The organism is Streptomyces sp. NPDC051738 (genome assembly GCF_044453205.1).
GTDB lineage: Bacteria > Actinomycetota > Actinomycetes > Streptomycetales > Streptomycetaceae > Streptomyces.
Genome location: NZ_JBITCM010000002.1, coordinates 223417 through 246343, shown reverse-complemented (window position 1 = coordinate 246343; position 22927 = coordinate 223417). Strand labels below are relative to the sequence as shown.

General features: G+C 70.5%; 18 protein-coding genes. 5 read left to right on the top strand and 13 right to left on the bottom strand.

All coding sequences use genetic code 11. The features are described from left to right. Position 1: 1 nt before the first annotated feature. Positions 2 to 730, top strand: coding sequence for a hypothetical protein (locus ACIA8X_RS05680; protein WP_393451529.1), 729 nt, complete (start codon positions 2 to 4; stop codon positions 728 to 730). Positions 731 to 793: 63 nt separating this feature from the next. On the opposite strand, the gene ACIA8X_RS05675 is transcribed toward ACIA8X_RS05680, so the two are convergent. Continuing rightward, complete coding sequence (locus tag ACIA8X_RS05675) at positions 794 to 4078, bottom strand: S8 family serine peptidase (protein ID WP_393451526.1); 3285 nt, start codon at positions 4076 to 4078, stop codon at positions 794 to 796. A 192-nt stretch (positions 4079 to 4270) separates the two neighbouring features. Between ACIA8X_RS05675 and ACIA8X_RS05670 the strand changes: the two genes are divergently transcribed. The 3 genes from ACIA8X_RS05670 (at position 4271) to ACIA8X_RS05660 (ending at position 8123) form a co-directional block, all read left to right on the top strand. Beyond that, on the top strand, positions 4271 to 4726 hold the full coding sequence (locus ACIA8X_RS05670) for an NUDIX hydrolase (protein ID WP_399457837.1): 456 nt from the start codon (positions 4271 to 4273) through the stop codon (positions 4724 to 4726). A 247-nt stretch (positions 4727 to 4973) separates the two neighbouring features. After that, positions 4974 to 6764, top strand: a complete 1791-nt coding sequence (locus ACIA8X_RS05665; protein WP_393451521.1) for a TIGR03767 family metallophosphoesterase — start codon at positions 4974 to 4976, stop codon at positions 6762 to 6764. 135 nt (positions 6765 to 6899) lie between these two features. Continuing rightward, entirely contained in the window at positions 6900 to 8123 is a 1224-nt protein-coding gene (locus tag ACIA8X_RS05660) for a serine hydrolase domain-containing protein (protein WP_399457836.1), read from the top strand. 6 nt (positions 8124 to 8129) lie between these two features. Here ACIA8X_RS05660 and ACIA8X_RS05655 read toward each other — a convergent pair whose 3' ends face one another. The 3 genes from ACIA8X_RS05655 to pepN all read right to left on the bottom strand — a co-directional run bounded on the left by ACIA8X_RS05655 (position 8130) and on the right by pepN (position 13312). Then, positions 8130 to 9146 (bottom strand): hypothetical protein, encoded by a 1017-nt coding sequence (locus tag ACIA8X_RS05655; RefSeq protein ID WP_393451515.1) that lies wholly within the window; start codon positions 9144 to 9146, stop codon positions 8130 to 8132. Between the two features lie 294 nt (positions 9147 to 9440). Then, positions 9441 to 10502 carry a hypothetical protein gene (locus ACIA8X_RS05650; protein ID WP_393451512.1) on the bottom strand — a complete coding sequence of 354 codons (1062 nt, stop codon included), beginning with the start codon at positions 10500 to 10502 and terminating at the stop codon, positions 9441 to 9443. Between the two features lie 209 nt (positions 10503 to 10711). Continuing rightward, positions 10712 to 13312, bottom strand: a complete 2601-nt coding sequence (pepN, locus tag ACIA8X_RS05645; protein WP_393451509.1) for an aminopeptidase N — start codon at positions 13310 to 13312, stop codon at positions 10712 to 10714. Between the two features lie 202 nt (positions 13313 to 13514). Between pepN and ACIA8X_RS05640 the strand changes: the two genes are divergently transcribed. Next, positions 13515 to 14159 carry a DsbA family protein gene (locus tag ACIA8X_RS05640; RefSeq protein WP_393451506.1) on the top strand — a complete coding sequence of 215 codons (645 nt, stop codon included), beginning with the start codon at positions 13515 to 13517 and terminating at the stop codon, positions 14157 to 14159. A gap of 3 nt (positions 14160 to 14162) precedes the next feature. Here the strand turns inward: ACIA8X_RS05640 and ACIA8X_RS05635 are convergent, their stop codons facing one another. The 9 genes from ACIA8X_RS05635 to ACIA8X_RS05595 all read right to left on the bottom strand — a co-directional run bounded on the left by ACIA8X_RS05635 (position 14163) and on the right by ACIA8X_RS05595 (position 22927). Further along, complete coding sequence (locus ACIA8X_RS05635; protein ID WP_393451503.1) at positions 14163 to 14399, bottom strand: hypothetical protein; 237 nt, start codon at positions 14397 to 14399, stop codon at positions 14163 to 14165. After that, positions 14399 to 15496 (bottom strand): glycerophosphodiester phosphodiesterase family protein, encoded by a 1098-nt coding sequence (locus ACIA8X_RS05630; protein WP_393451501.1) that lies wholly within the window; start codon positions 15494 to 15496, stop codon positions 14399 to 14401. The genes ACIA8X_RS05635 and ACIA8X_RS05630 overlap by 1 nt, the downstream gene beginning before the upstream one ends. 26 nt (positions 15497 to 15522) lie before the next feature. Next, a complete protein-coding gene (locus ACIA8X_RS05625; RefSeq protein WP_393451498.1) occupies positions 15523 to 16950 on the bottom strand; it encodes an FGGY family carbohydrate kinase in 1428 nt (475 codons plus the stop codon). A gap of 247 nt (positions 16951 to 17197) precedes the next feature. After that, positions 17198 to 18226 carry a 2-hydroxyacid dehydrogenase gene (locus ACIA8X_RS05620; RefSeq protein WP_399457835.1) on the bottom strand — a complete coding sequence of 343 codons (1029 nt, stop codon included), beginning with the start codon at positions 18224 to 18226 and terminating at the stop codon, positions 17198 to 17200. After that, positions 18223 to 19311, bottom strand: a complete 1089-nt coding sequence (locus ACIA8X_RS05615; protein WP_393451493.1) for an ABC transporter ATP-binding protein — start codon at positions 19309 to 19311, stop codon at positions 18223 to 18225. Before ACIA8X_RS05615 ends, ACIA8X_RS05620 begins: the two co-directional genes overlap by 4 nt. Beyond that, positions 19289 to 20116, bottom strand: coding sequence for a DeoR/GlpR family DNA-binding transcription regulator (locus tag ACIA8X_RS05610; RefSeq protein WP_393451490.1), 828 nt, complete (start codon positions 20114 to 20116; stop codon positions 19289 to 19291). Before ACIA8X_RS05610 ends, ACIA8X_RS05615 begins: the two co-directional genes overlap by 23 nt. Continuing rightward, the gene (locus tag ACIA8X_RS05605; protein ID WP_393451487.1) at positions 20113 to 21198 is read right to left on the bottom strand and encodes an ABC transporter ATP-binding protein; all 1086 of its coding nucleotides are present in this window, start codon (positions 21196 to 21198) and stop codon (positions 20113 to 20115) included. The genes ACIA8X_RS05610 and ACIA8X_RS05605 overlap by 4 nt, the downstream gene beginning before the upstream one ends. Continuing rightward, positions 21195 to 22049, bottom strand: coding sequence for a carbohydrate ABC transporter permease (locus tag ACIA8X_RS05600; RefSeq protein WP_399457834.1), 855 nt, complete (start codon positions 22047 to 22049; stop codon positions 21195 to 21197). Before ACIA8X_RS05600 ends, ACIA8X_RS05605 begins: the two co-directional genes overlap by 4 nt. After that, positions 22046 to 22927, bottom strand: coding sequence for a carbohydrate ABC transporter permease (locus ACIA8X_RS05595; RefSeq protein WP_093908427.1), 882 nt, complete (start codon positions 22925 to 22927; stop codon positions 22046 to 22048). The genes ACIA8X_RS05600 and ACIA8X_RS05595 overlap by 4 nt, the downstream gene beginning before the upstream one ends.

The following is a 22927-nucleotide window of genomic DNA, read 5'->3' as shown; positions in this document are numbered from 1 at the left end:
CGTGACCGCCGAGAACCAGGGCCGGGGCGCCGACGCGCTGATGGCCGCGATCACCGGTGAACCGCTCACGGACGAGGTCCGGGCGGACGCCGCCTTCATGGCCGAGCACGACTCCGCCGCGGCCGACCTGGCGCTGCTGCGCGAGCAGCTCGACATGATCGGGCACGCGCTCGCCGAGCCACCGGCACCGGAGCCCTCGCCCGCCCCCGCTCCCGTACGACAGCCCACCCGCGCCCGGCGCCGGATCTTCACCGTCGCCCTCGGCTCGCTCGCCGTGGCCGCCGCCGCGTCCGTGCTGGCGGGCATGGGCTGGCTGCTGACCCAGGCCGGGTCCGGCGCCGATTCCGACGCGGGGGCGAGCAAGGCGGACCAGGCCGTCCCCTCCATGCAGTCCGGCGACACCGACTTCGGCAGCCCGCACTACCTCGCCTGCTCCCGCGTGGTGGCCGAGGGGCGGGCCACCTCCGTCGAGCGGGTCCCCGGTGCGGCGTCCGTGCGCGTCACCCTGGACATGACCCGCTACTACAAGCCGGACAAGGGCGAGCGGGAGCTGACGTTCGTGGTCGACGAGAACCTCGTGCCGGGCCTGCGCAAGGGCGACCAGGTACTCATCGGCATCCCCCAGGGCGCAAGCCGGCCCGACTTCTGGGCGGTCGGCGAGCAGGACATCGCCCCCGAACGGGCCTGGATCACCGCCTCGCTGTCAAAGGCACGGGAGCTCGGCTGCTGAGACCGGTGAAACGACGAGGGCGGGCGCCCGCACGGACGCCCGCCCCCACTGCCGTGCCACTGACTACGGCGTGACCTTCTCGATCTTCACGCTGCCCACGCCCGCGACCGTGCCGCGCGCGTTCAGCAGCCGGACCTGGCCGAAGAACTCGCGGCCCTCCGGAGCGGCCGCCTGCGCGGTGACGCTGCCGGTGAGCGTGGCCGAGTCACCCGTGCCGAGCTTCACCGGCGACTCGTCGACCGTGACGGTGCCGAGCGAGGCGGAGAAGAACACGTCCAGGTAGTCGTACGCCGTCGAGCCGGCCGGCACCGAGTAGCCGATGACGTCGATGGTGTACGTTCCGGCGGCCGGGTTGGCGACCGAGACCGACTCCTCCGAGTCACCGTCGGCGGAGCTGCCCACCTCGGTGCCGGCCGCGTCGTGGACGACCAGGTCGAGGTCGGCGGCGGCGTCGGAGACGTTGCCGATGGTGACGTCGAGCGACGTGGCACCCTCGGGCACCTCGACCGTGGTGGTCTGCGTGGCGCCCTCGGCGATGGTGGGACGCGCCGTCTTCGACGAGCCGAGCGGGCCGCCGGCCGGCTTGCCGTCGATCGCGGCGTAGTTGTTGGTCACCTTCCAGGAGGCGGCGGCCGGGGTGCCGACCTTGGCCTCGGGGATGGTCACGGTCTCCGGGTCGAAGGCCGCGCCGAGGACGGTGACGTCCAGCTTGAACGGGTTGTCGAGCAGCGGCGACGTACGGCGCGACTCGACCTCGATCTCCCAGACGCCGGGCTGCGGGTCGGCGTAGGAACGCACGTCAGGCTTGCAGCCGTTGCCGTCGAGGTAGTTGTTGTAGCAGTTCGGCGTGCCGGTGGGGTCGGACGGGACGCCGTACGGGTGGATGGCGATGAACCGGGTCTGGCTCTTGTCCTTCAGCCCGCCGATCGCGACCTCCAGCGCCTTCGCGCCCTCGGGGACGGTCACGAAGTACGACTTGTTGCTGTTGCGCTGGGTCGTACCGGACGTGGAGTACGTGTACTTCAGCGGCTCCGAGACCACGACCGTGTTGAGGACCTGCTTGTCGATGCCCTCGGTGCGCGGGTCGTCGACCTCCAGGATCGCGCTCTTGATGCCCGCCGAGGACGGCTTGGCGGCGACCTTGACGGTGACCGGCTTGTTCAGGCCGAGGCTGATCTCGTCGGAGCCGACGATGCGGAAGGTGTCACCCGCGTTGTTCTCCAGGTGCAGCTCGTGCCGGATCGCCTTGTCCGCGCCGGACGTACGGGTGATCGTGACGTCGTACGTCTTCTGCTGCCCGGCCTTGAGGCCGCCCTCGCGGTCGTAGACGCCCGTGCCGAAGCCCGGCGTCTTCAGGAACTGGTCGATCGCGGTGTCGACCGGCGCCTTGACCGTGTACTCGTGGGCGGTGGCGCCGTCACGGATCGAGTCCCAGGCGTCCTCGATGTTGATGAGGCCGGCACCCTCCTCGTACGCCTGAACCCCCTTGATGTGATCGGCGGTTGAGGTCAGCGCGGTGCGCAGCTTCGCGGGCGTCAGATCGATGCCCTTCTGCTTGGCGGCGCTCAGCAGCAGCGCGGACGCGCCCGCCGCCTGCGGGGACGCCATCGAGGTGCCCTGGAGCATGCCGTAGCCGGCCGGCAGGGTGTAGCCCGCCTCGGCGACCGGGGCGCCCGGCAGCCAGGTCTGGATGGTGTTGATCGAGGCACCCGGCGCGGACAGCGTCGGGGTGAAGCCGCCGTCCTCACGCGGACCGCGCGAGGAGAACGGCATCATCGCGTACGGCTTGGACACGACCGAGCCGTAGTTGGCGGCCCAGGTCTCCTTGGAGATGGTCGCGCCGACCGAGATGACCTTGGCGGCCAGCGCCGGGTCGCCGATGGTGTTGGCGCCGGGGCCGGAGTTTCCCGCCGAGATCACCAGCTGCACGCCGTAGGTGTCGATGAGCCGCGTGTACAGCTCGGCGCGCGCGTTGTTGCCGTCGTTCAGCGCCGGGAGACCGCCGATGGACATGTTGACGATGTCGACGCCGCGGTTGACGACGAGGTCGATCATGCCCTCGGTGAGCGCGACGTTGGTGCAGCCGCCGCTCCAGGTGCAGGCGCGGGAGGAGACGAGCTTCGCGCCCGGGGCCTGGCCGTTCATCTCGCCGCCGAACAGGCCGTTGGCGGCGGTGATGCCGGCGACGTGCGAGCCGTGCTCGGACTCGATGACGCCGATGTTGACGAAGTCGCGCTTCTGGCCGACCCAGTCCCCGCCGAACGGGTCCATCGGGACGTCCTTGCGGATCTCCACGACGAACGGCTGGCGCTCGGCGACGTCCGTGGCCGGGTCGTCGGTGCCGAAGTACCCGATCTGGAAGCCGTCCTTGTACGGCTTCATCGGGGTGTCGTCACCGAAGTCGTGGTTGTTGTTGAGGTCGACCCGGACCGTGCCGTTCGCGGCGTCGTAGAGGACGCCCCACGAGTCGGTCTTGTCGCCGTCGCGGTTGGCGTCGCCCGCCGCGTCGCCCCCCGTGGTGTACGACTCCAGGAACGTGCTGATCTGGTACGAGCCCGCGGGCGCCGTCCAGGTGCTGCCGCCGAAGGTGAAGGTGGGCCCGGAGACCGAGGTCACCATGGGGCGCCAGGTGCGGTCGTTGTCGATGATCGGGTCGGTCGCGGTGACCCAGTCGACGATCTTGCGCTCGCCGGTGGTGGTCTTCTGGAGCGCCGGGTGGCCGAGGTCGACGCCGCTGTCGAGGATGCCGATGGTGATGCCGCGGCCGTCCGCCTTCGGGTGGTCCTCGACGAAGTCGACGGCGCCCGTCTCGAAGGCCGGGTTGTACGGGTTCTCGGCCGGGGTCTTCTTGCCCGGGGCCGCGTACGAGGTGGCGGCGGCCGTCGACTTCTTCGTGTCGACGGCGGGGTCGTCCAGGGGTATCTCCTCGCGCAGGTCGATGCCGTGCACCGAGGAGAGCTTCGTCGCCGCGGCGATGGCCTTGTCGGCCTTGCCGGTGGGGACGGTGGCCCGGACGTAGCCGAGCTTGTCGTAGCTACGGCCCACAGAGCCGACCGCGTCCAGCTGCTCGGCGACCTTCTCGGTCTGGCCGGGCGCGGTCGCGACCATCATCGTGACGTTCTTGTCGCCGTCGGCCTTGGCCTCGGCGAGCAGGTCGGCGTCGGCCGAACCGAGCTTGTCGTGCGCGGACTTGACGCTCGGGTCCGCCGCGGCGGGCGCGGTGTCAGCGGCGATGGCCATGGGTATCGGCCCGGCCGCGGAGAGCGCGGCGACGAGACCGGCGGCCACGGCTATGAGGGCCGCGCGTCTCGGGCCCGGCTTCGGATCGCGCTGGGGGGTGAGGGTCATCGGCATCCCTTGTAGGTAAAGGAGCAGGAGGCGTCCGGTATGCGATACCGGACGACCGCACAGCTTTATGCAAGGGAAGGATGTTTGGGAAGAGTTGACCGAATCGAAATGGACGGATGGGGAAAACCCCCTAGTGGCTTTGGGGAGATAAAGCACATACGGAACACAACGCTTGGACGCTAATGTCCGTATGTGCGCAAGAAGCTGAGGGTGGCGGCCTACGCCATATGCGTTCGTGACGGACAGCTCCTCCTCGCGCGGTCCCCTGCGCCCGGCGGCGGCTTCGAGTGGGTGCTGCCGGGTGGCGGCATGGAGCACGGCGAGGATCCCTACGACACGGTCGTGCGGGAGGTGGACGAGGAGACCGGCTATGTCGTCGAACCCACGGGACTGCTCGGCATCGACTCCTCCCACCGCACCTTCCCGGGCCGCTTCGGCCGGAACGTCGACCATCACGGGGTACGGCTCGTCTACGAGGCCCGGATCGTCGGCGGCGACCTGCGCTACGAGGCCAACGGCTCGACCGACATGGCGGCCTGGCATCCGATGGACGCGGTGCCGGAGCTGATCCGCGTCCCCATGGTCGACAAGGGGCTGTCGCTGTGGCGCGAGCGGCCGGCCGCGGGGCGGATCCACAGCGCCGGGTAATAGCTCGCGAAGTAGCTTCACTACCCCGAAAGATGAACACGGAGTGACCGCGTCCCGGCCGTTCGAGGAGCGGCCGTGAACGCGGAAGGTGGGCGAAGATCCACGTACGGTGATCGGCGCTGCGCGTTGCCGTCATGTTCATGCGCAGGTCATTCCCGGTGCCAACGATCCACAGTGAGCGGGACGTTCGCGTCAGCGATCGCCCGTGACCACTGCCGACGCAGTTCGCACTCGGGGAGATCGCGCCATGTCGCGCATACGCTCTGTCGCCAGCTCCGCGCTGGGGGTCCACCGCCGCACCCTGCTCGCCGCCACCGGAGCGGTGACTCTCTCCGCCGGCGTCGGCTACGCCCTGCGGCCCACCGACAGCCAGGCCGCCACGACCACGGACACCGCGGGTACGGCGAGCACCGGCACGGGCAACGCCGCCGCCGAGGCCCCCGTCGGCGCCTCCCGCCGGCTGCCGGCCGCCCTCGCGCCGTACACCCGGGGCACCACGCTCACGAACCTCGCCGCCCCGCGCGGCACCTCCGGCTACCGCCGGCTCGGCGACGGCCCCGGCTGGAAGCGGGTCGTCCGCGAGAACCTGGCGTCGGCCAAGTCGGGCCGCGAGAACCGGCGTACGGCGCTCGCCGCCTTCGTCCAGCTCACCGATCTGCACCTGATCGACGCCCAGCACCCGCTCCGCCTCGAGTACCTCCGCTCGACCGACGTGCACGCCTGGCGGCCGCAGGAGGCGCTGACCGTGCCGGGCGCGGTGGCGCTCGTCGAGCGGCTCAACGCGCTGCGGGGCGGCCCCGTCACCGGTGCCCCGTTCCACTTCGCCATGACCACCGGTGACAACACGGACAACAACTGCAAGTCCGAGCTGGAGTGGTTCCTGACGGTGATGAGCGGCGGCCGGGTCACCCCGAACACCGGCGACCCGCGGCGCTACGAGGGCGTCCAGAACAGTGGCCTCAAGCTGTACTGGCAGGCCGACGACAGCATCCGCGACGCCGACAAGCAGCTCGGCTTCCCGCACATCGAGGGCTTCCTGGACGCCGCGATCCGCGAGCTGCGCAGCCCCGGCCTGAACATCCCGTGGTACTCGACGGTCGGCAACCACGACGCGATGCCGCTGGGCACCTACGCCTCGCACAGCGACTCCTACCTCACCGACCTCGCCGTCGGCGGCAAGAAGCTGATGAACGTCTCCGCCGCGGACGCCAAGAAGCTCCAGGACTCCCTCAAGCAGGACAAGGACCCGCGGGGCACCGTCTTCAAGGACTTCCTCAAGGCCCACGCCCGCTCGATGCGCTCGGTCACGCCGGACGAGAGCCGCGCCCCGTTCACGCCCAAGGAGTACGTCCAGGCCCACCTGAACCCGGCCTTCCAGGGCCACGGCCCGGTCGGCCACGGCTACTCGACGGCCAACCTGGAGGCGGGCACCCAGTACTACAGCTTCCGGATCGCCGACGACGTCATCGGCATCAGCCTCGACACCACCGACCCGGGCGGGCACTACGAAGGGTCCATCGGGGCGGCCCAGTTCAAGTGGCTGGACCGGACGCTGCGGGAGAACAAGGACTCGTACGCGATCATCTTCAGCCATCACACCAGCGAGACGATGGACAACCTCCGCCGCGACCCGGCCCGCCCGAGCGAGCGGCGCGTCGGCGGCGCCGAGCTGCTCAAGCTGCTGGGCAGCCACGCCAACGTCCTCGCCTGGGTGAACGGCCACATCCACAAGAACGTCATCACGCCGCACACCGGCACCGGCGGCCGCTCCTTCTGGGAGATCTCCACCGCCTCCCACGTCGACTTCCCCCAACTCGCCCGGATCATCGAGGTGGTGGACAACAAGGACGGCACGCTCTCCCTGTTCACCACCCTGATCGAGTCCTCGGCCCCGCACCGCACCAGCTTCACGGACCTCTCCCAGACGGGCCTGGCCGCCCTCTACCGCGAGCTGTCCTTCAACGCGCCCGGCGCGAGCACGAAGCTCGCCGGCGAGCGCAAGGACCGCAACACGGAACTGGTGCTGAAGAAGGGCTGACGCCGCCGAACCCCTCCTCGGCAGGACCTGGCCGAAACAAGGTCAACCACCGCACAGGGCGTCAACCTTCGCACCCGCACCCCGAGTCTCTCCCCCCGACCCCGCTCGACGTGAGCGGGCGGAAGGGGGAGAGACATGAGCGTACGTACGGCACGCACGGCCCTGGTGGCGGCGACGGCGGTGGCGCTGTCCGTGGCCCTCGCGGCTCCCGCGATGGCGGCGGGGCCCGCCGGAACCGACCACGAGGCGACGCGCAAGGCCATCGAGGCCGCGGTGGGGGACGGGGTCCCCGGCGTGACGGTGACGGCGAAGGACGGACGCGGCGCGTGGTCGGCGACGGCGGGCGTCGGCAACATCAAGACCGGGAAGCCGCGTTCGGCGGACGACCGCTACCGGGTCGGCAGCATCACCAAGACGTTCGTCGCCACCGTGCTGCTCCAGCTGGAGGCGGAGGGCAGGCTGTCGCTGGACGACACGGTGGAGAAGTGGCTGCCGGGGGCGGTGCGGGGCAACGGCCACGACGGCAGCCGCATCACCCTCCGCCAGCTCCTCAACCACACCAGCGGCATCTTCAACTACACGGCGGACGAGGACTTCGGCCGCACGTACTTCCTGAAGGACGGCTTCTTCGAGCACCGCTACGACACTAAGAAGCCCGAGGACCTGGTCGCGCTCGCCATGACCCACAAACCGGACTTCGAGCCGGGGACGTCCTGGAACTACTCCAACACCAACTTCGTGCTCGCCGGAATGGTGATCGAGAAGGCCACGGGGCGTCCGTACGGCGACGCGATCCGTGAGCGCATCATCAAGCCACTGCACCTGACCGCCACGTCCGTCCCGGGCACCCGCGTGACGGTGCCCGGGCCCAGCAGCCGGGCCTACTCCAAGCTGGCCGAGACAGCGACCGGCCCGACGTACGACGTCACGGAGATCAACCCGTCCCTCGCCTACGCGGCCGGCGAGATGATCTCCAACTCGACCGACCTGAACCGCTTCTACTCGGCCCTCCTGCGCGGCAGGCTCCTCCCGCGCGAACAGCTGGCCGAGATGACCACGACGGTCCCCGTCAACGAGGCCAACGGTTACGGCCTCGGCCTGATGGAGACCGAGCTGAGCTGCGGCGTCACGGTCTGGGGCCACGGCGGCGGCATCCATGGCTCGATATCCGAGGCGATCACGACCAAGGACGGTCGCAAGTCCCTGGCCTTCAACCTCAACGGGGACTGGTCGGGGGACACGGGGGCGGTGATCGAGGCGGAGTTCTGCGGGAAGGCGTCGGCGAAGGCTTCCCTCCCCGGTTCCGGGCACGCGCGGAACACCTGGCTCGCCCCCGCCGGGCTCAGCGACCTTGGCTGAGTCGGCTCACGCCCGGTACTCCACGAGCACCGGCGTCTCCCCGTAGTCCACCCGCGCACCCGGCCGCACCCGCTCGCTGCTGCCGTCCATCCGGCGCAGCAGACGGGCGCCCTTGCCCAACCGGTCGCTCACGCGGCCGTGTTGGGTCCACCGGACCGCCAGCCAGGGGCCCGCCGCGTCGGGTTCACGATCCGGGCCGTGCCGGAAGACGCACTCGAAGACGCCGTCCGGCAGACCCACGCCGCTCCCCTTTCCGCAGGAGCTGACCCGCTTGTCCGCAAGCCAGCCGTGCAACCGCCCGATGCGACGGCCCGCCTCCGTGGGCTCGCCGCCAACGGGCTGGACGACCAGGGGGACGCCCCGGCTGCCCCAGGAGTAGAAATACATCCGGTCGACGTTCGACTTACGGATGTAGAGGCCGACCAGATAGAAACGCACGGCATAGTCGTTGGCGCGCCGGTCGGACAGCCGGGCCCCGTCGTCGATCTCCGCACCCGGGCCGGTGTTCCACACGCGGTGGGCCACGTTGTGATCGCGGAAGACGTCCTCGACCTTCGCCGCGAGCTCGATGATGTCCTCGGGTGGGCCGTCGGCCCGGCGCGGGTGCAGTTTGAGCGCTGCGGCATCGCAGAACTCGTATCCGCCGGAACGTACGAACTTCTCGAGCAGCGCCCTGCCTTCGGGCTCCCACAGCTTGCCGAAGGAGGGGCAGGCCACCTTCGCGTCCGGGTCGGCACGCCCGATGATGCGATCGGCCCTCCGCACCATCTCGACCAGAGTGGACATCTTCCCGTCGTAGTGAGAGGTGGCCCCCACGCTGTCCCAGAGTTCGTACGCCCCGATCCGGGAGCGGTAGCGGGTGGCGACCGCCTCGACGAAGCGGTCCCAGTCGGCCAGGTCGTCGGGTGGTGCGGCGCGCGAGTCGTCCGGGTACGGCGTCTTCGGGCCGCCGGGAGCGGCCCAGCCGGGAGTGCCGCCGAAGACGAACAGGATGGGCAGTCGCTCGCGTTCGGCGCCCCGCACCGAACGCTCAAGGACCGGACTCCCTGATCGTCGGCAGCCCCGAGACCGTCCGCAAGAAGCTGCGCGGCTACGCCGACCTGGGCATCGACCGGCTGATGTGCTTCCAGCAGGTGGGGGCGCTGCCCCACGAGAGCGTGTTGCGGAGCATCCGGCTGGTGGGGGAGCTGATCCCCGAGTTCGAGGAGTGAGACCCGGCGGGTGACCGGGGACACCACGACACGAGGAGGGGGCCGCCGATGTCAGGCACGGCGGCCCCCTCCTCTCCCCTCCTGGTGCTGCCCGCGCGGTCCGTCACTACCTCGGCAGCACCACGACATACGCCGCCGGATCCCGGTCCGCCGCCGCCATCAGCGCCGTACGGACCACCGCGGCCTGCTGCTCCATCGCGTCCCGGAGCTTCTTCGGGGTGATGTACACGACCGTGATGCCCAGCCGCTCCAAGTGCTCGCGCTTGCGGGCGTATTCGGACCAGAGGGCGTCGTCGTCCTCGCGGTGGTCCTGGCGCGGGGCCCGGGCGTCCAGTTCCACCGCCACCGCCTGGTCCGGCCAGTAGGCGTCCAGGCCGCCGAGGTGCGGGCCGCCGGGCAGGCGCAGGTCGACGTTCCAGACGGGGTCGGGGAGGCCGTAGTCGTGGACCATCTCGTAGAGGCGGTCCTCCGCGATCGCGCGGCCCTCGGCGAGCAGGGAGTCCACCGCGTCCACGACGTGGGGGCGGGACAGCAGCTTCGCCTGGTTCAACTCCCGTACCACCGACGCCGGTTCGCAGTGGCCGGCGCGGACGGCCTCCGTGAGCAGGCGGCGTACGGCGCCCGCGTCCGTCAGTTCGGCGACCGCGTCGGCCAGGGCGCGGGGCACCGGGGCCACCGGGAGGCCCGTCACCTGCTGCGGGGTGGGCAGCGCGGGGGTGCGCAGGATGCGCACGCATCCCGTGGAGCGCAGTCGGCGCATGCGGGGGACCAGGACGTCGATGGTGTCCAGGGCGGTGAGGGGCGGCGTGGCCGAGAAGCCGTGCAGGGTCAGCGCCGCGAGGCCCGTGATCATCGCCTCGGCATAGGCGGGGGTGGCGTGCGCCTCGCCCGGGTTCGGCTGGGACGGCACCCCGGGCGTCCGGTCCCGCGCCGCGTACATCAGCACCGCGTGCAGGCGCTCCTCGCTGGTGGGCATGCCGGGGTGGAGCAGGAAGACGCCGGGGAGGATCTGCCGCCAGGGGCCGCCGGGGCGGCACTGCTCGTTGGCCTCGGCGGCCGGGACGCCGTGGGACTTCAGCTGAGCGGCCGTCATGACACGGCGGTGCACCTCGGAGAGGTGGCGCAGGGGGCGGGGGGAGAGCGGGGGGACCGGGGTGTTGTGGTTCATGACCCGGAGGTTCCCGCGTCTGATCCGCCCCCTAACCGCTGTTACACGCCCGTCGACAAAAACGGACAACCTGGCACTAAAGGACGGGTGTTCGGATGCCGAGTAGGCACGGAAAACCCCTGGTCCGTTCGGGTTGGGCCAGGGGTTACGGCTGCTATTGCCTGAATTCCGTAACGGTCACGGAGTGCCCAGACCGTTGGCCAAAGGTCTTATGCGGTTGACGCCGATCCGGAAGCTCCCGCGTCGCACGCCTGCCCCCGCAGCCCCCGCGCCAGATCGTCCCGCGCCTCCAGCACCAGCCGCCGCAGCGCCGGAGCCGCGCCCTCGTGGGCCGTGAGCCACGCGTCCGTGGCGTCCAGCGTGGCCTGCGACTGCTGGAGCCCCGGGAACAGACCCCGGACCACGTCCATGCCGATCTGGATCGACCGCTCCTCCCACACCCGCTCGATCACCGCGAAGTACTTGTCGGCGTACGGCGCGATGAGCTCCCGCTGCGAGGGCTGGGTGAAGCCCGCGATGGTCGCCTCGACCAGGGCGTTCGACAGCGCGTCGGACTCGACGACCTGCGCCCACGCCTGCGCCTTCACCGCCTCGGAGGGCCGCGCGGCGAGGCAGCGCACCTGATGGCGCTTGCCGGACGCGGTGTCGTCACGGGCCAGTTCGGCCGCCAGCACCGACTCGTCGGCGACCCCGTGCGCGGCCAGCGGGCCCAGGAACGCCCACCGCAGCTCCTGGTCGACGTTCAGCCCCTCGATCTTCTCCGTGCCCTCCAGCAGCCCCCGCAGCAGCCCCAGATCCTCCGGCCCCGACGCCGCCGACGCGAAGAACCGCGCCCACGCCAGCTGCTGCTCGCTGCCCGGCCCGGCGGCCCGCAGCTCCCGCAGCGCACCCTCGGCGACCAGCCGCTCGCCGGTCGGCCGCCAGTCCGGCGCCACGTAGTGGACCAGCGACGAGTTCGCCCACGCGTGCAGCATCTGCAGCACGCCGATGTCCGACTCGCGCCCCGCGAACCGCAGCACCAGGTCGACGAAGTCCCGCGCCGGCAGCAGCGCGTCCCGCGTCATGTTCCACAGCGCCGACCAGCACAGGGCACGGGCCAGCGGATCGGTCATGGCGCCGAGAGCGGAACGCAGCGTCGCCAGCGACGTCTCGTCGAAGCGGGTCTTGCAGTACGTCAGGTCGTCGTCGTTGACCAGCACCAGCTCGGGGGCTTCCGCGCCGGTCATGTAAGAGGCCACGGTCCGTGGCCCGTCGACATCCAGCGCCGCCCAGGAGTAGCGCTCCAGCGCGCCGTGTTCGGTACGCCGGTACAGGCCCACCTTGACCATGTGCGGCCGCAGCTCCGGGTGGGACTCAGCGGCCTCCTGGAGCACCGCGAGCTCACTGATCCGCCCCTCCGCGTCCAGCAGCACCTGCGGGGTCAGCGAGTTCACGCCCGCCGTCTGCAGCCAGGACCGCGCCCACGCGCCCATGTCCCGGCCGCTGGTCTCCTCCAGCACCGACAGCAGATCACCGAGGCGCGTGTTGCCGTACGCGTGCCGCTTGAAGTAGCGCCGCGCGCCCTCCAGGAACGCGTCCTGACCGACGTACGCCACGAGCTGCTTCAGGACGGAGGCGCCCTTGGCGTACGTGATGCCGTCGAAGTTCAGCTTCGCGTCCTGCAGGTCACGGATGTCCGCCGTGATCGGGTGTGTGGAGGGCAGCTGGTCGGCGCGGTACGCCCAGGCCTTGCGGCGGTTGGCGAAGGTGATCCAGGCGTCCTTGAAGCGGGTCGCGCCGACGTTCGCGAACGTGCCCATGAAGTCCGCGAAGGACTCCTTCAGCCACAGGTCGTCCCACCACACCATGGTGACCAGATCGCCGAACCACATGTGCGCCATCTCGTGCAGGATGACGTTGGCCCGGCCCTCGTACGACGTCTGCGTCACCTTGCCGCGGAAGATGTACTCCTCCCGGAAGGTCACCATCCCCGGGTTCTCCATCGCGCCGAGGTTGTACTCCGGCACGAACGCCTGGTCGTACTTCCCGAACGGGTACGGGTAGTCGAAGTGCTCGTGGAAGAAGTCCAGGCCCTGCTTGGTGATCAGGAAGATGTCGTCGGCGTCGAAGTACGGGGCGAGGCCCTTGCGGCACATGGCGCCGAGCGGGATCCGCAGCGTCGTGCCGTCGGCGAGGGTGCGCTCGTAGAGTTCCGTGACGTAGTGGTACGGGCCCGCCACGACGCACGTGATGTACGTCGAGATCGGCTTCGTCTCGGCGAACTTCCACATCCCGTCGGCGAGTTCACCGGTCCCGTTGCTCCACACCGTCCACCCCTCGGGCGCCCGCACCTCGAAGCGGAACGGCGCCTTGAGGTCCGGCTGCTCGAAGTTCGCGAAGACGCGGCGGGAGTCGGCCGGCTCGTACTGCGTGTAGAGGTAGATCTCGCCGTCCTCGGGGTCGACGAAGCGGTGCAGGCCCTCACCCGTGCGGGAGTAGGCGCACTGGGCGTCGACGACCAGCTCGTTGTCGGCGGCCAGGTCCTCCAGGGTGATCCGCGAGCCGTCGAAGACCTCGCTGGGGTCCAGGTCCGTGCCGTTGAGGGAGACGGCCGTCACGCTCGGCGCGATCAGGTCCGCGAAGCTGGTGGCGCCGGGCTCGGCGCAGCGGAAGCGGATCGTGGTGACCGAGCGGAAGGTGCGCGGCGCCCCGCCTTCCGGGTCTCCGTCGCCGATGGCGGAACGCACGTCGAGGGACACGTCGTACCCGTCGACGGACAGCAGGGCGGCCCGCTCCCGGGCCTCGTCACGGGACAGATTCTCACCGGGCACGAGTGGCACTCCCTGGGGTGATGTTCAGTATGCGGACAGTCCTGATCCTGCCATGCGCCTCTCCCGCACGGCACCGGGGAATGGGCGGGCGGGGAATGGCCGGGCGGGGAGGGCAGGCAATGGTCTGGCGGGGAATGGTGGGGCGAGCAGCGGCGTTCCCCCACATGTTCCGCGGACACACGCTTGCCTCATGAGGAGAGACATGTCGGAGAAGACTCCCGTCGACTTCTGGTTCGACCCGCTGTGCCCCTGGGCCTGGATGACCTCCCGCTGGGTGCTGGAGGTGGAGAAGGTCCGCGACATCGAGGTCCGCTGGCACATCATGAGCCTGGCCGTGCTGAACGAGGACAAGCTGGATGACCTCCCCGAGGAATACCGCGAGATGCTCGCCACGCACGCGTGGAAGCCGGTGCGCGTGGTGACCGCCGCCTGGCAGAAGCACGGCGCCGACGTCCTCGGCCCCCTCTACACCGCGCTCGGCACCCGCTTCCACAACAACGGCGAGGGCCCGACCACCGAGGCCATCGCCGGCGCGCTCGCCGACGCCGGCCTGCCCGCCGACCTGATCGACTACGCCGACCAGGAGGACTTCGAGTTCGACGCCGAGCTGCGCGCCTCCCACAAGGAGGGCATCGAGAAGGTCGGCCAGGAGGTCGGCACCCCGGTCATCGCCGTCCCCGGCGCCGACGGCGAGCAGATCGCCTTCTTCGGCCCCGTCGTCACCCCGGCCCCCAAGGGCGAGGATGCCGCGCGGCTGTGGGACGGCACCCTCGCCGTGGCCTCCGTGCCGGGCTTCTACGAGATCAAGCGGACGCGGACGAAGGGGCCGGACTTCAGCAACCTGTAGGGGTCACTCCGGCTCGGTGGCGGCGGCCTCCTCCTTGCGGAACTTCTCGGGGAGGAGGTCGTGGTCGCGCAGGCGTCCGGCCGGGAAGTACGTCAGACAGCCGACGGCAGTGCAACGCCAGAGGTCATCCACATAGTGGCGGGCCCCCTTCTTCTCACGGACGGCCGCCTTCTCGGCGCCGTCGAGCTTCTGGAACTCCTGCATCGTGCCGCAGTTCGGGCAGGCCCGGCTTCGCGCCATCAACCCCTCCTCGCCATCACCGCCAGATCCGGGAAGTCGGTCACCACCGCGTCGACCCCCATCCCGAAGTACAGCGCGTACTCGGCGAACGCGTCCCCGAAATCGTTCGCTCCGGTACCGCGCCGGAAATCCGCCGGCAGGAACTGGTTCTCCGCCCGAAAGGTGTAAGGGCCCACCCGCAGCCCCGCCGCATGCGCGTCCGCGAGCAGGGACGTGCCGACGAGCGAGGACTTGTCCGGCCCGATCCAGCCCGCGTACGCGGCGATCCGCGCCAGCCCCGCCGGCGTCATCATGTCCTTGTACGTCGTCGGATCACCGGCGGAGACGAGGTCGTACGGCCCACCCGTCGTCCCCAGCGCCTGCCACAGCGGCACCCCCAGCCGCTCGGCCGCGATGCGCTTCAGGCTCGTCGGCTCGAAGGACTGCACGACGCACTCGCGCCGGCCCAGCCGGTTGCGGCGGATCGCGGACGCCAGCTTCGGCTCCAGCGGCAGGCCGATCGAGCGGAAGTACGTCGGGTGCTTGGTCTCCGGGAAGACGGCGATCGTCCGGCCGTACGTCTTCGACAGTCCGCGCGCCAGGTCGACGACCTCCTGGAAGGTGAGGACGCGGTCCCGGCCGTCGAACACGGTGTTGCGGTTGCGGACCAGCGGCAGCCGCTCCACCGCCCGCAGCGTCTTCAGCTCCGCCAGCGTGAAGTCCTCGGTGAACCAGCCGGTCACCGCCCGTCCGTCCACCGTCTTCGTCGTACGGCGGTCCGCGAACTCCGGGTGCGCGGCCACGTCCGTCGTCTGCGAGATCTCGTTCTCGTGCCGGACGACCAGGACGTGGTCCTTGGTCGGCACCAGATCCGGTTCGATCCAGTCGGCGCCGGTCTGCACGGCGTACGTGTACGAGGACGCCGTGTGCTCCGGGCGCCAGCCGGCGGCGCCGCGGTGACCGATGACGATCGGGCGGGTCGGAGGGTGGGAGTCGGCGGTCCTCGTCGCGGGGACGGCCGCGGCGGTCGTGGGTACGGCTGCGGCGGTCGTGGGTACGGCAGCGGCCGCTGTGGTGCCGGCGGCCGCGAGCAGCAGGGATCTACGTCTCGGGTCCATGCAACTCCCTTTCTTCGTAGGGCTCTTCAGGTACTGCGTGCCCGGCCGCGCGCCTCCGTCAGGCGGGCCAGGTGGTCCTCATACCCCTTCGCGTAGTACGCCGCCCGCCCCGCGTCCGGCTCGACGACCGCCGTCGGCCTCGTCCACGCCTCCGCGTCCAGCGCCACCCCGTACCGCTCGGCCGCCGCCAGCACCGCGCCCCGCGCGCCCACCTCGCCCTCGACGACCCGCAGCGGACGCCCGAGGACGTCGGAGAGCAGCCGCATCCAGGCAGGGCTGCGCGTACCGCCGCCGCACACCGCCAGCGTCCCGGTGAGCCCCGCCGCCTGAAGGCAGTGCCGGGCGGCGTAGCCGATGCCCTCGCAGGTCGCCCGGATCAGGTCGGCGGGGGTCGTCTCCAGGGAGACGCCGGTCAGTTCGGCGCGCAGGCGTGGCTCGACGAAGGGGGCGCGCTCGCCGGAGGGGGCGAAGTACGGGAGTACGCGTACGCCGTGCGCCCCCGGAGGGGTCTCCGCCAGCAGCCCGTCGACCTCCTCGTGCCGGACGCCGGTCGTCGACAGCACCCAGTCCAGTGCGGCCGTGCCGACCATCGCGGGCATCGCGCGCAGCCAGTGCCCCGGCCGGTCGGTGTTGATGTACAGCCCGGCCGGTTCGCCGGTCAGATCGAGGTCGGTGGTCGCGACGAGGCTGGCCAGACAGGTGCCGACGATGAGGAGACCGTCACCGGGGGACGTCACTCCGGCGCCGAGTGCGCAGGCCGGTAGGTCGTACGGCCCGTTCGCGATCCGGGTCCCGGCCGGGAGGCCTTCGCCGAGCGTGTGCGCCGTCGCGACCGGGTCGCTGACCGGGGCGAGCAGGCCGCGCCGGTGGGTCAGGCCCAGCAGTTCGACCACGCCGTTGTCGTAGGTGCGGGTGCGCGGGTCCAGGAAGGGCATCGACGCGTCCGACACGTCGGTTGTCGGGCCCGCGCCCGTCAGCCGCTGGAACACCATGTCCTTGCAGTACACGGCGGCCGTGGCCGCGTCGAGGGACTTCGGCTCGTGGCTGTCCAGCCACGCCAGGAGCGGGCCGGGGCAGCCGGGGAACATCGCGTTCCCTGTCCGCCGGAACACCGTCTGGAACGTGCCGTCCGCCAGCCAGCGGTCGACCAGCTCGTGTGCGCGGCCGTCCATCCAGGAGGCGGCGGGGCGTACGGGGCGGCCATCGGCGTCCAGCAGCCAGACGCCGTCGCCCTGGCCGGTTAGGCCGGCCAGCTCGATCGGCTCGGGGGAGTGCGCGGTGACCTCGCCGAGGACGGCGATCACTGCCCCGTACACCTCGTCCATGTCCTGCTCGACGAACCCGCCGTGCAGGGTGAGGCGCACCGGGCGGGATGCGACGGCCAGTTCATGGCCGGTGGCGTCGAAGGCGGCAGCCTTCACCGTGGATGTGCCTACATCGATACCGACGTACATTCCAACCCACCTCTTTGGCTCGGTCGGCTGTGCCGTGCCTTCTGCAGTTGGCGTGCCGAATAAATGGCTCGGTCGCCTCCGGGGCGCCACATGCCGGTGTCGAGGCGGCGATCGTGCTCGACCCTTCGGGCCTCCGCGCGTTCGCCGCCTCGACACCGGCGCGCCCCTGCGGCTCCCTCGCGGCCGGTGTCGTCGGCCCAGTGGAGGTTGGTGGGCTCTCACCCGGCCCTTCACCTGGCCATCTTGCTCAGGTCAGACAGTGCGCCAGCGGCTCTCCGCGAGCCCAGCGGCCCACCTCTTCGGCGGCGATGCGTGCCGCCTTCTCCGCGACCGCGCGGGACGCCCCGCCCAGGTGCGGGGTCAGGACGACGCGGTCGGCCAGGGCGTGCAGGCGTGAGTCCGGCGGGAGTGGCTCGCGTGCGTACGTGTCGAGGGCCGCCGCCGACACGTGCCCGCTCGCCAGCGCGTCGCACAGCGCGTCCTCGTCCAGGAGCGGCCCCCGCGCCACGTTCACCACCACCGACCCCTCCGGCAGCAGGGCCAGTTCGCGGGTGCCGATCAGGCCTCGGGTCTCGGCCGTGAGGCGGGCGTGCAGGGTGATCACCTGGGAGCGGCGCAGGAGTTCGTCGAGGGAGGCGACCCGCAGGCCGTGGATCTCGCCGTGGACGTAGGGGTCGTGGACCATGACCCTTGCGCCGAACGCGCACAGCGCCCGCGCGACCCTGCTGCCCACCGCCCCGTAGCCGACCAACCCGACCGGCAGGTCCTCCAGTTCGAGGCCGCTGTGCTCGTAGGTGTAGTAGGTGGCCCCTTCCCAACTGCCCTGCCGGGCCAGGAGGTCGTGGGCCTGGGGGATCCGGCGCAGGGCCGCCAGCATCAGGCCGACGGTGAACTCGGCGGTGGCGGCGGCGTTGCGGCCGGGGGCGAAACAGACGCGGACGTCTCGGCGCTTGGCGGCGTCCAGGTTGACGTTCACCGGGCCGCCCCGGCAGACGACCACCAGCCGCAGGTCGGGGCAGGCGTCGAGGACGCGTTCCGTCACCGGGCCCATCTGCGTGACCAGCACCTGCGCACCCGCCAGTGCCTCGATCAGCTCGTCCTCGGCGTCGCTCGCCTCCGTCACCTCGGCCACCGGGCCGAAGGGCTCCAGGGGCCAGCCGAGTCGCAACTCGGTTACATCACAGGTGAGTTGGTGTGCCAGTGCCTCTCTGATGAGTGACGGCAGGATGAAGTGGTCGCCGGCGGCCACCACGCGCACGCTGTTCCCGTTGGTCATCTGAGGGAGTCTCCCGTTTCGGCGTCGAAGACATGGGTGAGGTCGGGGTCGGCGGTGACGTGGACGCGGTCGTCGTGGGCGAGGCGGACCTCGGGGTCGGTGAGGACGACGAGGTGGCTGTCGACTCCGTCGAGGGCGAGGGTGGCGATGCCCGACTCCAGGAGCGGTTCGTGGGCCACGACGCGGGCGGCGAGGCCGTTGGTCTCGCCGGTCAGGGTCAGGGTCAGGTCCTCGGGGCGGATGCCGACCGTCACCTTCCGGCCGGCCGGCACCGGCATCGGCAGCGCGAGCCGGACGGTGTCGGAGAGGCGGGCGTGGCCGTCGTCCGTCGCCGTGCCGGGGAGCAGGTTGATCGCGGGTTCGCCCACGAAGTCCGCGACGAAGACGTTGGCGGGGGAGTCGTAGATCTCGTACGGGGTGCCGAGTTGTTGGATCACGCCGTCCTTCATCACGGCGATCCGGTCGGCGAGGGAGAGGGCCTCCTCCTGGTCGTGGGTGACCAGGATGGTGGTGTGGCCCAGGTCGCGTTGGATGCGTTTGAGTTCGCGGCGGGTCGTGTCGCGTTGGGCCGCGTCGAGGTGGGAGAGGGGTTCGTCGAGGAGCAGGACGTCCGGTTCGCGGATCAGGGCGCGGGCCAGGGACACGCGCTGCTTCTGGCCGCTGGACAGGCCCGCGGGGCGGGCGTCGAGGACGGTGGTGAGGTCGACGCGGTCGGCGATCTCCTTGACCTTGCGGTCGACGTCCCCTCGGTCGGCTCGCCTGCGTGCCTTCAGGCCGAACGCCAGGTTCTCCGCCACCGTGAGGGGTGGGTAGAGGGCGTAGTTCTCGAACGCGACCCCGATGTTGCGCTGCTGGGCGGGGCGAGCGATCACCGATGAACCGCCGACCAGGATGTCCCCGCCGGTCACCGACTCCAGCCCGGCGATCATCCGCAGGGTGGTGGACTTCCCGCAGCCCGAGGGGCCCAGGAGGCCGAGCAGCTCGCCCGAGCGCAGGGTCAGGTCGATGCCGCGTACGGCGTCCACGGCCGGGCGGCCCCGTGCGTGGTAGGTCTTGCGCAGATCACGTAGCTCCAGCTCGGTCATCGCTGCCCTTCGTCGCGCATACCTCGTAACGGACCTTGTGCTCGTCCAGGTCCCGCAGTGCCTCCGCCGACGCTCCGTCGTCGACCAGGAGCAGGTCGAAGCGGGAGAGGGGGACCACCCGGTGCAGGGCGACGCGGGCGAGCTTGGTGTGGTCGATCAGCAGGATGTTGCGGGCGGCCGCGTCGAGCATGGCCCGCTTCACCGACACGATGTGCTGCTCCTGGTGGTAGGCGTAACCCCCGCGCACGGCCGACGTCGACGCGAAGCAGACGTCCACGCGCAGCTGCTCGATCGCCTCGACGCAGGACACGCCGAGGAAGGACGAGTGCAGCGGGTCGTAGTCGCCGCCGAGGGCCATGAGGTGGATGCCGCGCTGGTCGGAGAGGAGGTTGATGGCCTCCAGGAAGTTGGTGACGACCGTGAGTGGGGTGACCTCGCCGAGGCGCAGCCTGCGGGCTATCTCCAGGGTGGAGGTGGAGTCGTCCAGCATGATCGCCATGCCGGGCTCGATCAGCTTCAGGGCGCGGTCGGCGACGGCGGCCTTCTCGGCGCGCATGGTCTTGAGGCGGTACTGCACGTTGGACTCGAAGACACCGGACGGCTGCGCGGTCACCCCGCCCCTCGACTTCCTCACGATTCCCTGCCGTTCGAGCTCGTCGAGGTCCCGGTGGATCGTCATCAGGCTCACGCCGAACCGCTCGGCCAGCTCGGCTGCCGTCGCCGAGCCGTCGGCGAGGACCTGCTCGGCCATGGCGGCCTGGCGGGCCGCGGGGCCCTGCTGACCGCTGCTGTGGTTGCTGCTCATCGTTTCTCGATCCGTCGTCCTGGACGCTCCGGCCGGTCGGCCTCGAACAGCAGCAGGTTCTCAGGCCGGACCGACAGCCGGACCGGATCGTCGGGTCGAAGGCCGGCCGCGTCGCCGCGCGGGGCGACCAGCGACACGTGCTGCTCGCCGAGCCGGACGGTGACCTCCACGGACCGGCCGAGCACCTCGGTGACGTAGACGGTGCCGGTGAGCTCGTGTCCCCGGCCCCTCAGCTCGATGTCCCGTGGGCGGACGCCGACCAGGACCTCCGTGCCGGGGGCGGCGTCGGCCTGCATCGGCAGCTCGACCTTGCCGTCCGCCGAGCGGAAGCTCCCGTCGGGCGCGAGGGCTCCCGGCAGCAGGTTGATCCGGGGCCGCCCGAAGGCCCGCGCGACCTCCGTGTCGTGGGGCCGGTACCAGATCTCCTCCCGCGTCCCCGTCTGCACGATCCGCCCGTCCCGGATCACCCCGATCCGGTCGCCGAGCGCCAGCGCCTCGACCGAGTCATGGGTGACGTAGAGGGTGGTCGTGCGCCGCACCGCGCCGATCGCCTTCAGCTCGGCCCGCATCTGCTGGCGCAGTTTGGCGTCCAGGTGGGAGAGGGGCTCGTCGAGGAGGAAGGCGCGGGCCGGGCGGACCAGGACGCGGCCGAGGGCGACCCGCTGGCGCTGGCCGTTGGACAGTTGGCCTACCGGACGGTCCAACAGGGCGGAGATGCCGAGGAGTTCGGCGATCTCACCGATCCGCTCCCTTGCCTGGGCCGCGGGGAGGCGGTGGCGTGGGGAGCGGAGCGGCGAGGCGAGGTTGTCGTAGGCCGACTTGTGCGGGTAGAGGGCGTAGCTCTCGAAGCACATCGCCACGCCCCGGTCGTACGGCTCGACCCCGCGCATGTCCTTGCCGTCGAGCTCGACCGTGCCGGCGTCGGGCGTCTCCAGCCCGGCGACGGTCTTCAGGGTCGTGGTCTTGCCGGCGCCGGACGGGCCGAGGAGGCAGAAGAACTCGCCCTCGCGGACGTCGAGTTCGAGGTCGTCCAGGGCCTTCGTCTTTCCGTATGTCTTGCTGATGCCGTGCAGGGTGATCATGACTTCACCGCCCCGAACGACAGTCCGCGCACCAGATAGCGCTGGATGGTGAGGGCCAGCAGCAGGGGCGGTACGACGGAGACGAGCGCGGCGGCAGCTGTGAGGTTGTACTTGGGCCGGTCGCCGCCGAGGAAGGACAGCGCGCCCACGGTCACGGTCTGGGCCTCGTTGGAGGTGAGGATGAGGGGGAAGACGAAGTTGTTCCAGGCGAAGATGAAGGCGAGGAGTGATACGGCCGCCACACCCGGCTTGACCAGCGGGAGGGCGACCTTCACGAACGCCTGCTTGCGTGTGTAGCCGTCCAGCAGCGCCGCCTGCTCCAGCTCGGGCGTGAGGTCCGCGAAGTACGACCGCATGATCCACACGATCAGCGGCAGCGTGACCAGCTGGAGGACCCAGATCATGCCGACGTACGTGTCGAACAGGCCGAGCTTCTGGTAGAGCACGAACAGCGGGATGATCACGGTGAGTTCGGGCGCGAACCGGAACGACAGCAGCGTGAACATCAGGTTCTCGGAGCCCTTGAAACGCCAGCGTGCGGAGGCGTACGCGGCCGGGAGTCCCACGAGGAGCGACAGGACGACCGCTCCCACGGACACCACCAGGCTGTTGACGAAGAACCGCACGAACGGGATGCCCTCGCTGTCGCCGAGGACCGTGCGGTAGCCGTCGAGGGTGGGGGAGAAGGAGAAGTAGGTGGAGAAGAGTTCGTTCGTGGGCTTCAGCGACAGGATCACCATCCAGGCGATGGGGAACAGCGCGAAGACGAAGTAGAGGATGAGGGCGGCGTCGGCCAGCCACCCCAACAGGCGCTTTTTGATGGTTGTCTTGATGGTCGTTTTGACGGTCATTTCACCTCGGCCGCCTTCCGCTGGATCTTCCCCAGGTGCTTCACCAGCACCATCGCGGCGAGATACACCACGGCCCACAGCACGATCGTGTAGCTGATGCCGAACGAGTACCGCTGGAAGCGGATCGCCTCCAGGTAGGCGCGGATCTGGAGGACGACGGTCGAGTCACCGGGTCCGCCCTCCGTCAGGGCGTAGATGATGTCGAACACCTTCAGCGAGTCCATGAACCGGAAGATCACCGCGACCAGGACGTACGGCCACAGCATCGGCAGCGTCAGCCGCCGGAACGTGTACCACCAGCCCGCACCGTCCACGGCCGCCGCCTCGAAAGGGGAGGTGGGCAGCGACCGCAGCCCGGCGAGGGCGAGGATCGCGACGAACGGGGTGTACACCCACACGTCCACGGCGATCGACGACAGCAGCGCGCCGGTGGGGGTGTCCGTCCATTGAACTCCCCCCAGTCCGAAGGGTTTCAGCAGGTAGTTGATCACGCCCACCGACGGCTGGAGCATCAGCTTCCAGATGATCGCCGCGATCACCGGCGCGATCATCAGCGGCAGGATGAGGATCTTCTCCAGCACCCGACCGACGATCGACGACCGGTGCAGCAGCAGGGCGACGGCCACGCCCAGCACGGTCTCCACGAAGGCCGCGCCGACCGCGTACAGCACCGTCACCCACGCCGAGTTCCAGAAGGCCTCCTGCGTGAAGACCGTCTCGTAGTTCTCGAACCGCACCATGTCCGGCTGCGGTTTGCTCGCCGAGAAGTCGAACAGGGTGTAGTAGAGGCCGAGCCCGAAGGGGTAGAGGATTCCGCAGGTCAGCAGCAGGGCGGGGACGATCAGGACGTACGGGCGCAGGGCGAGCCGCCATCCCAT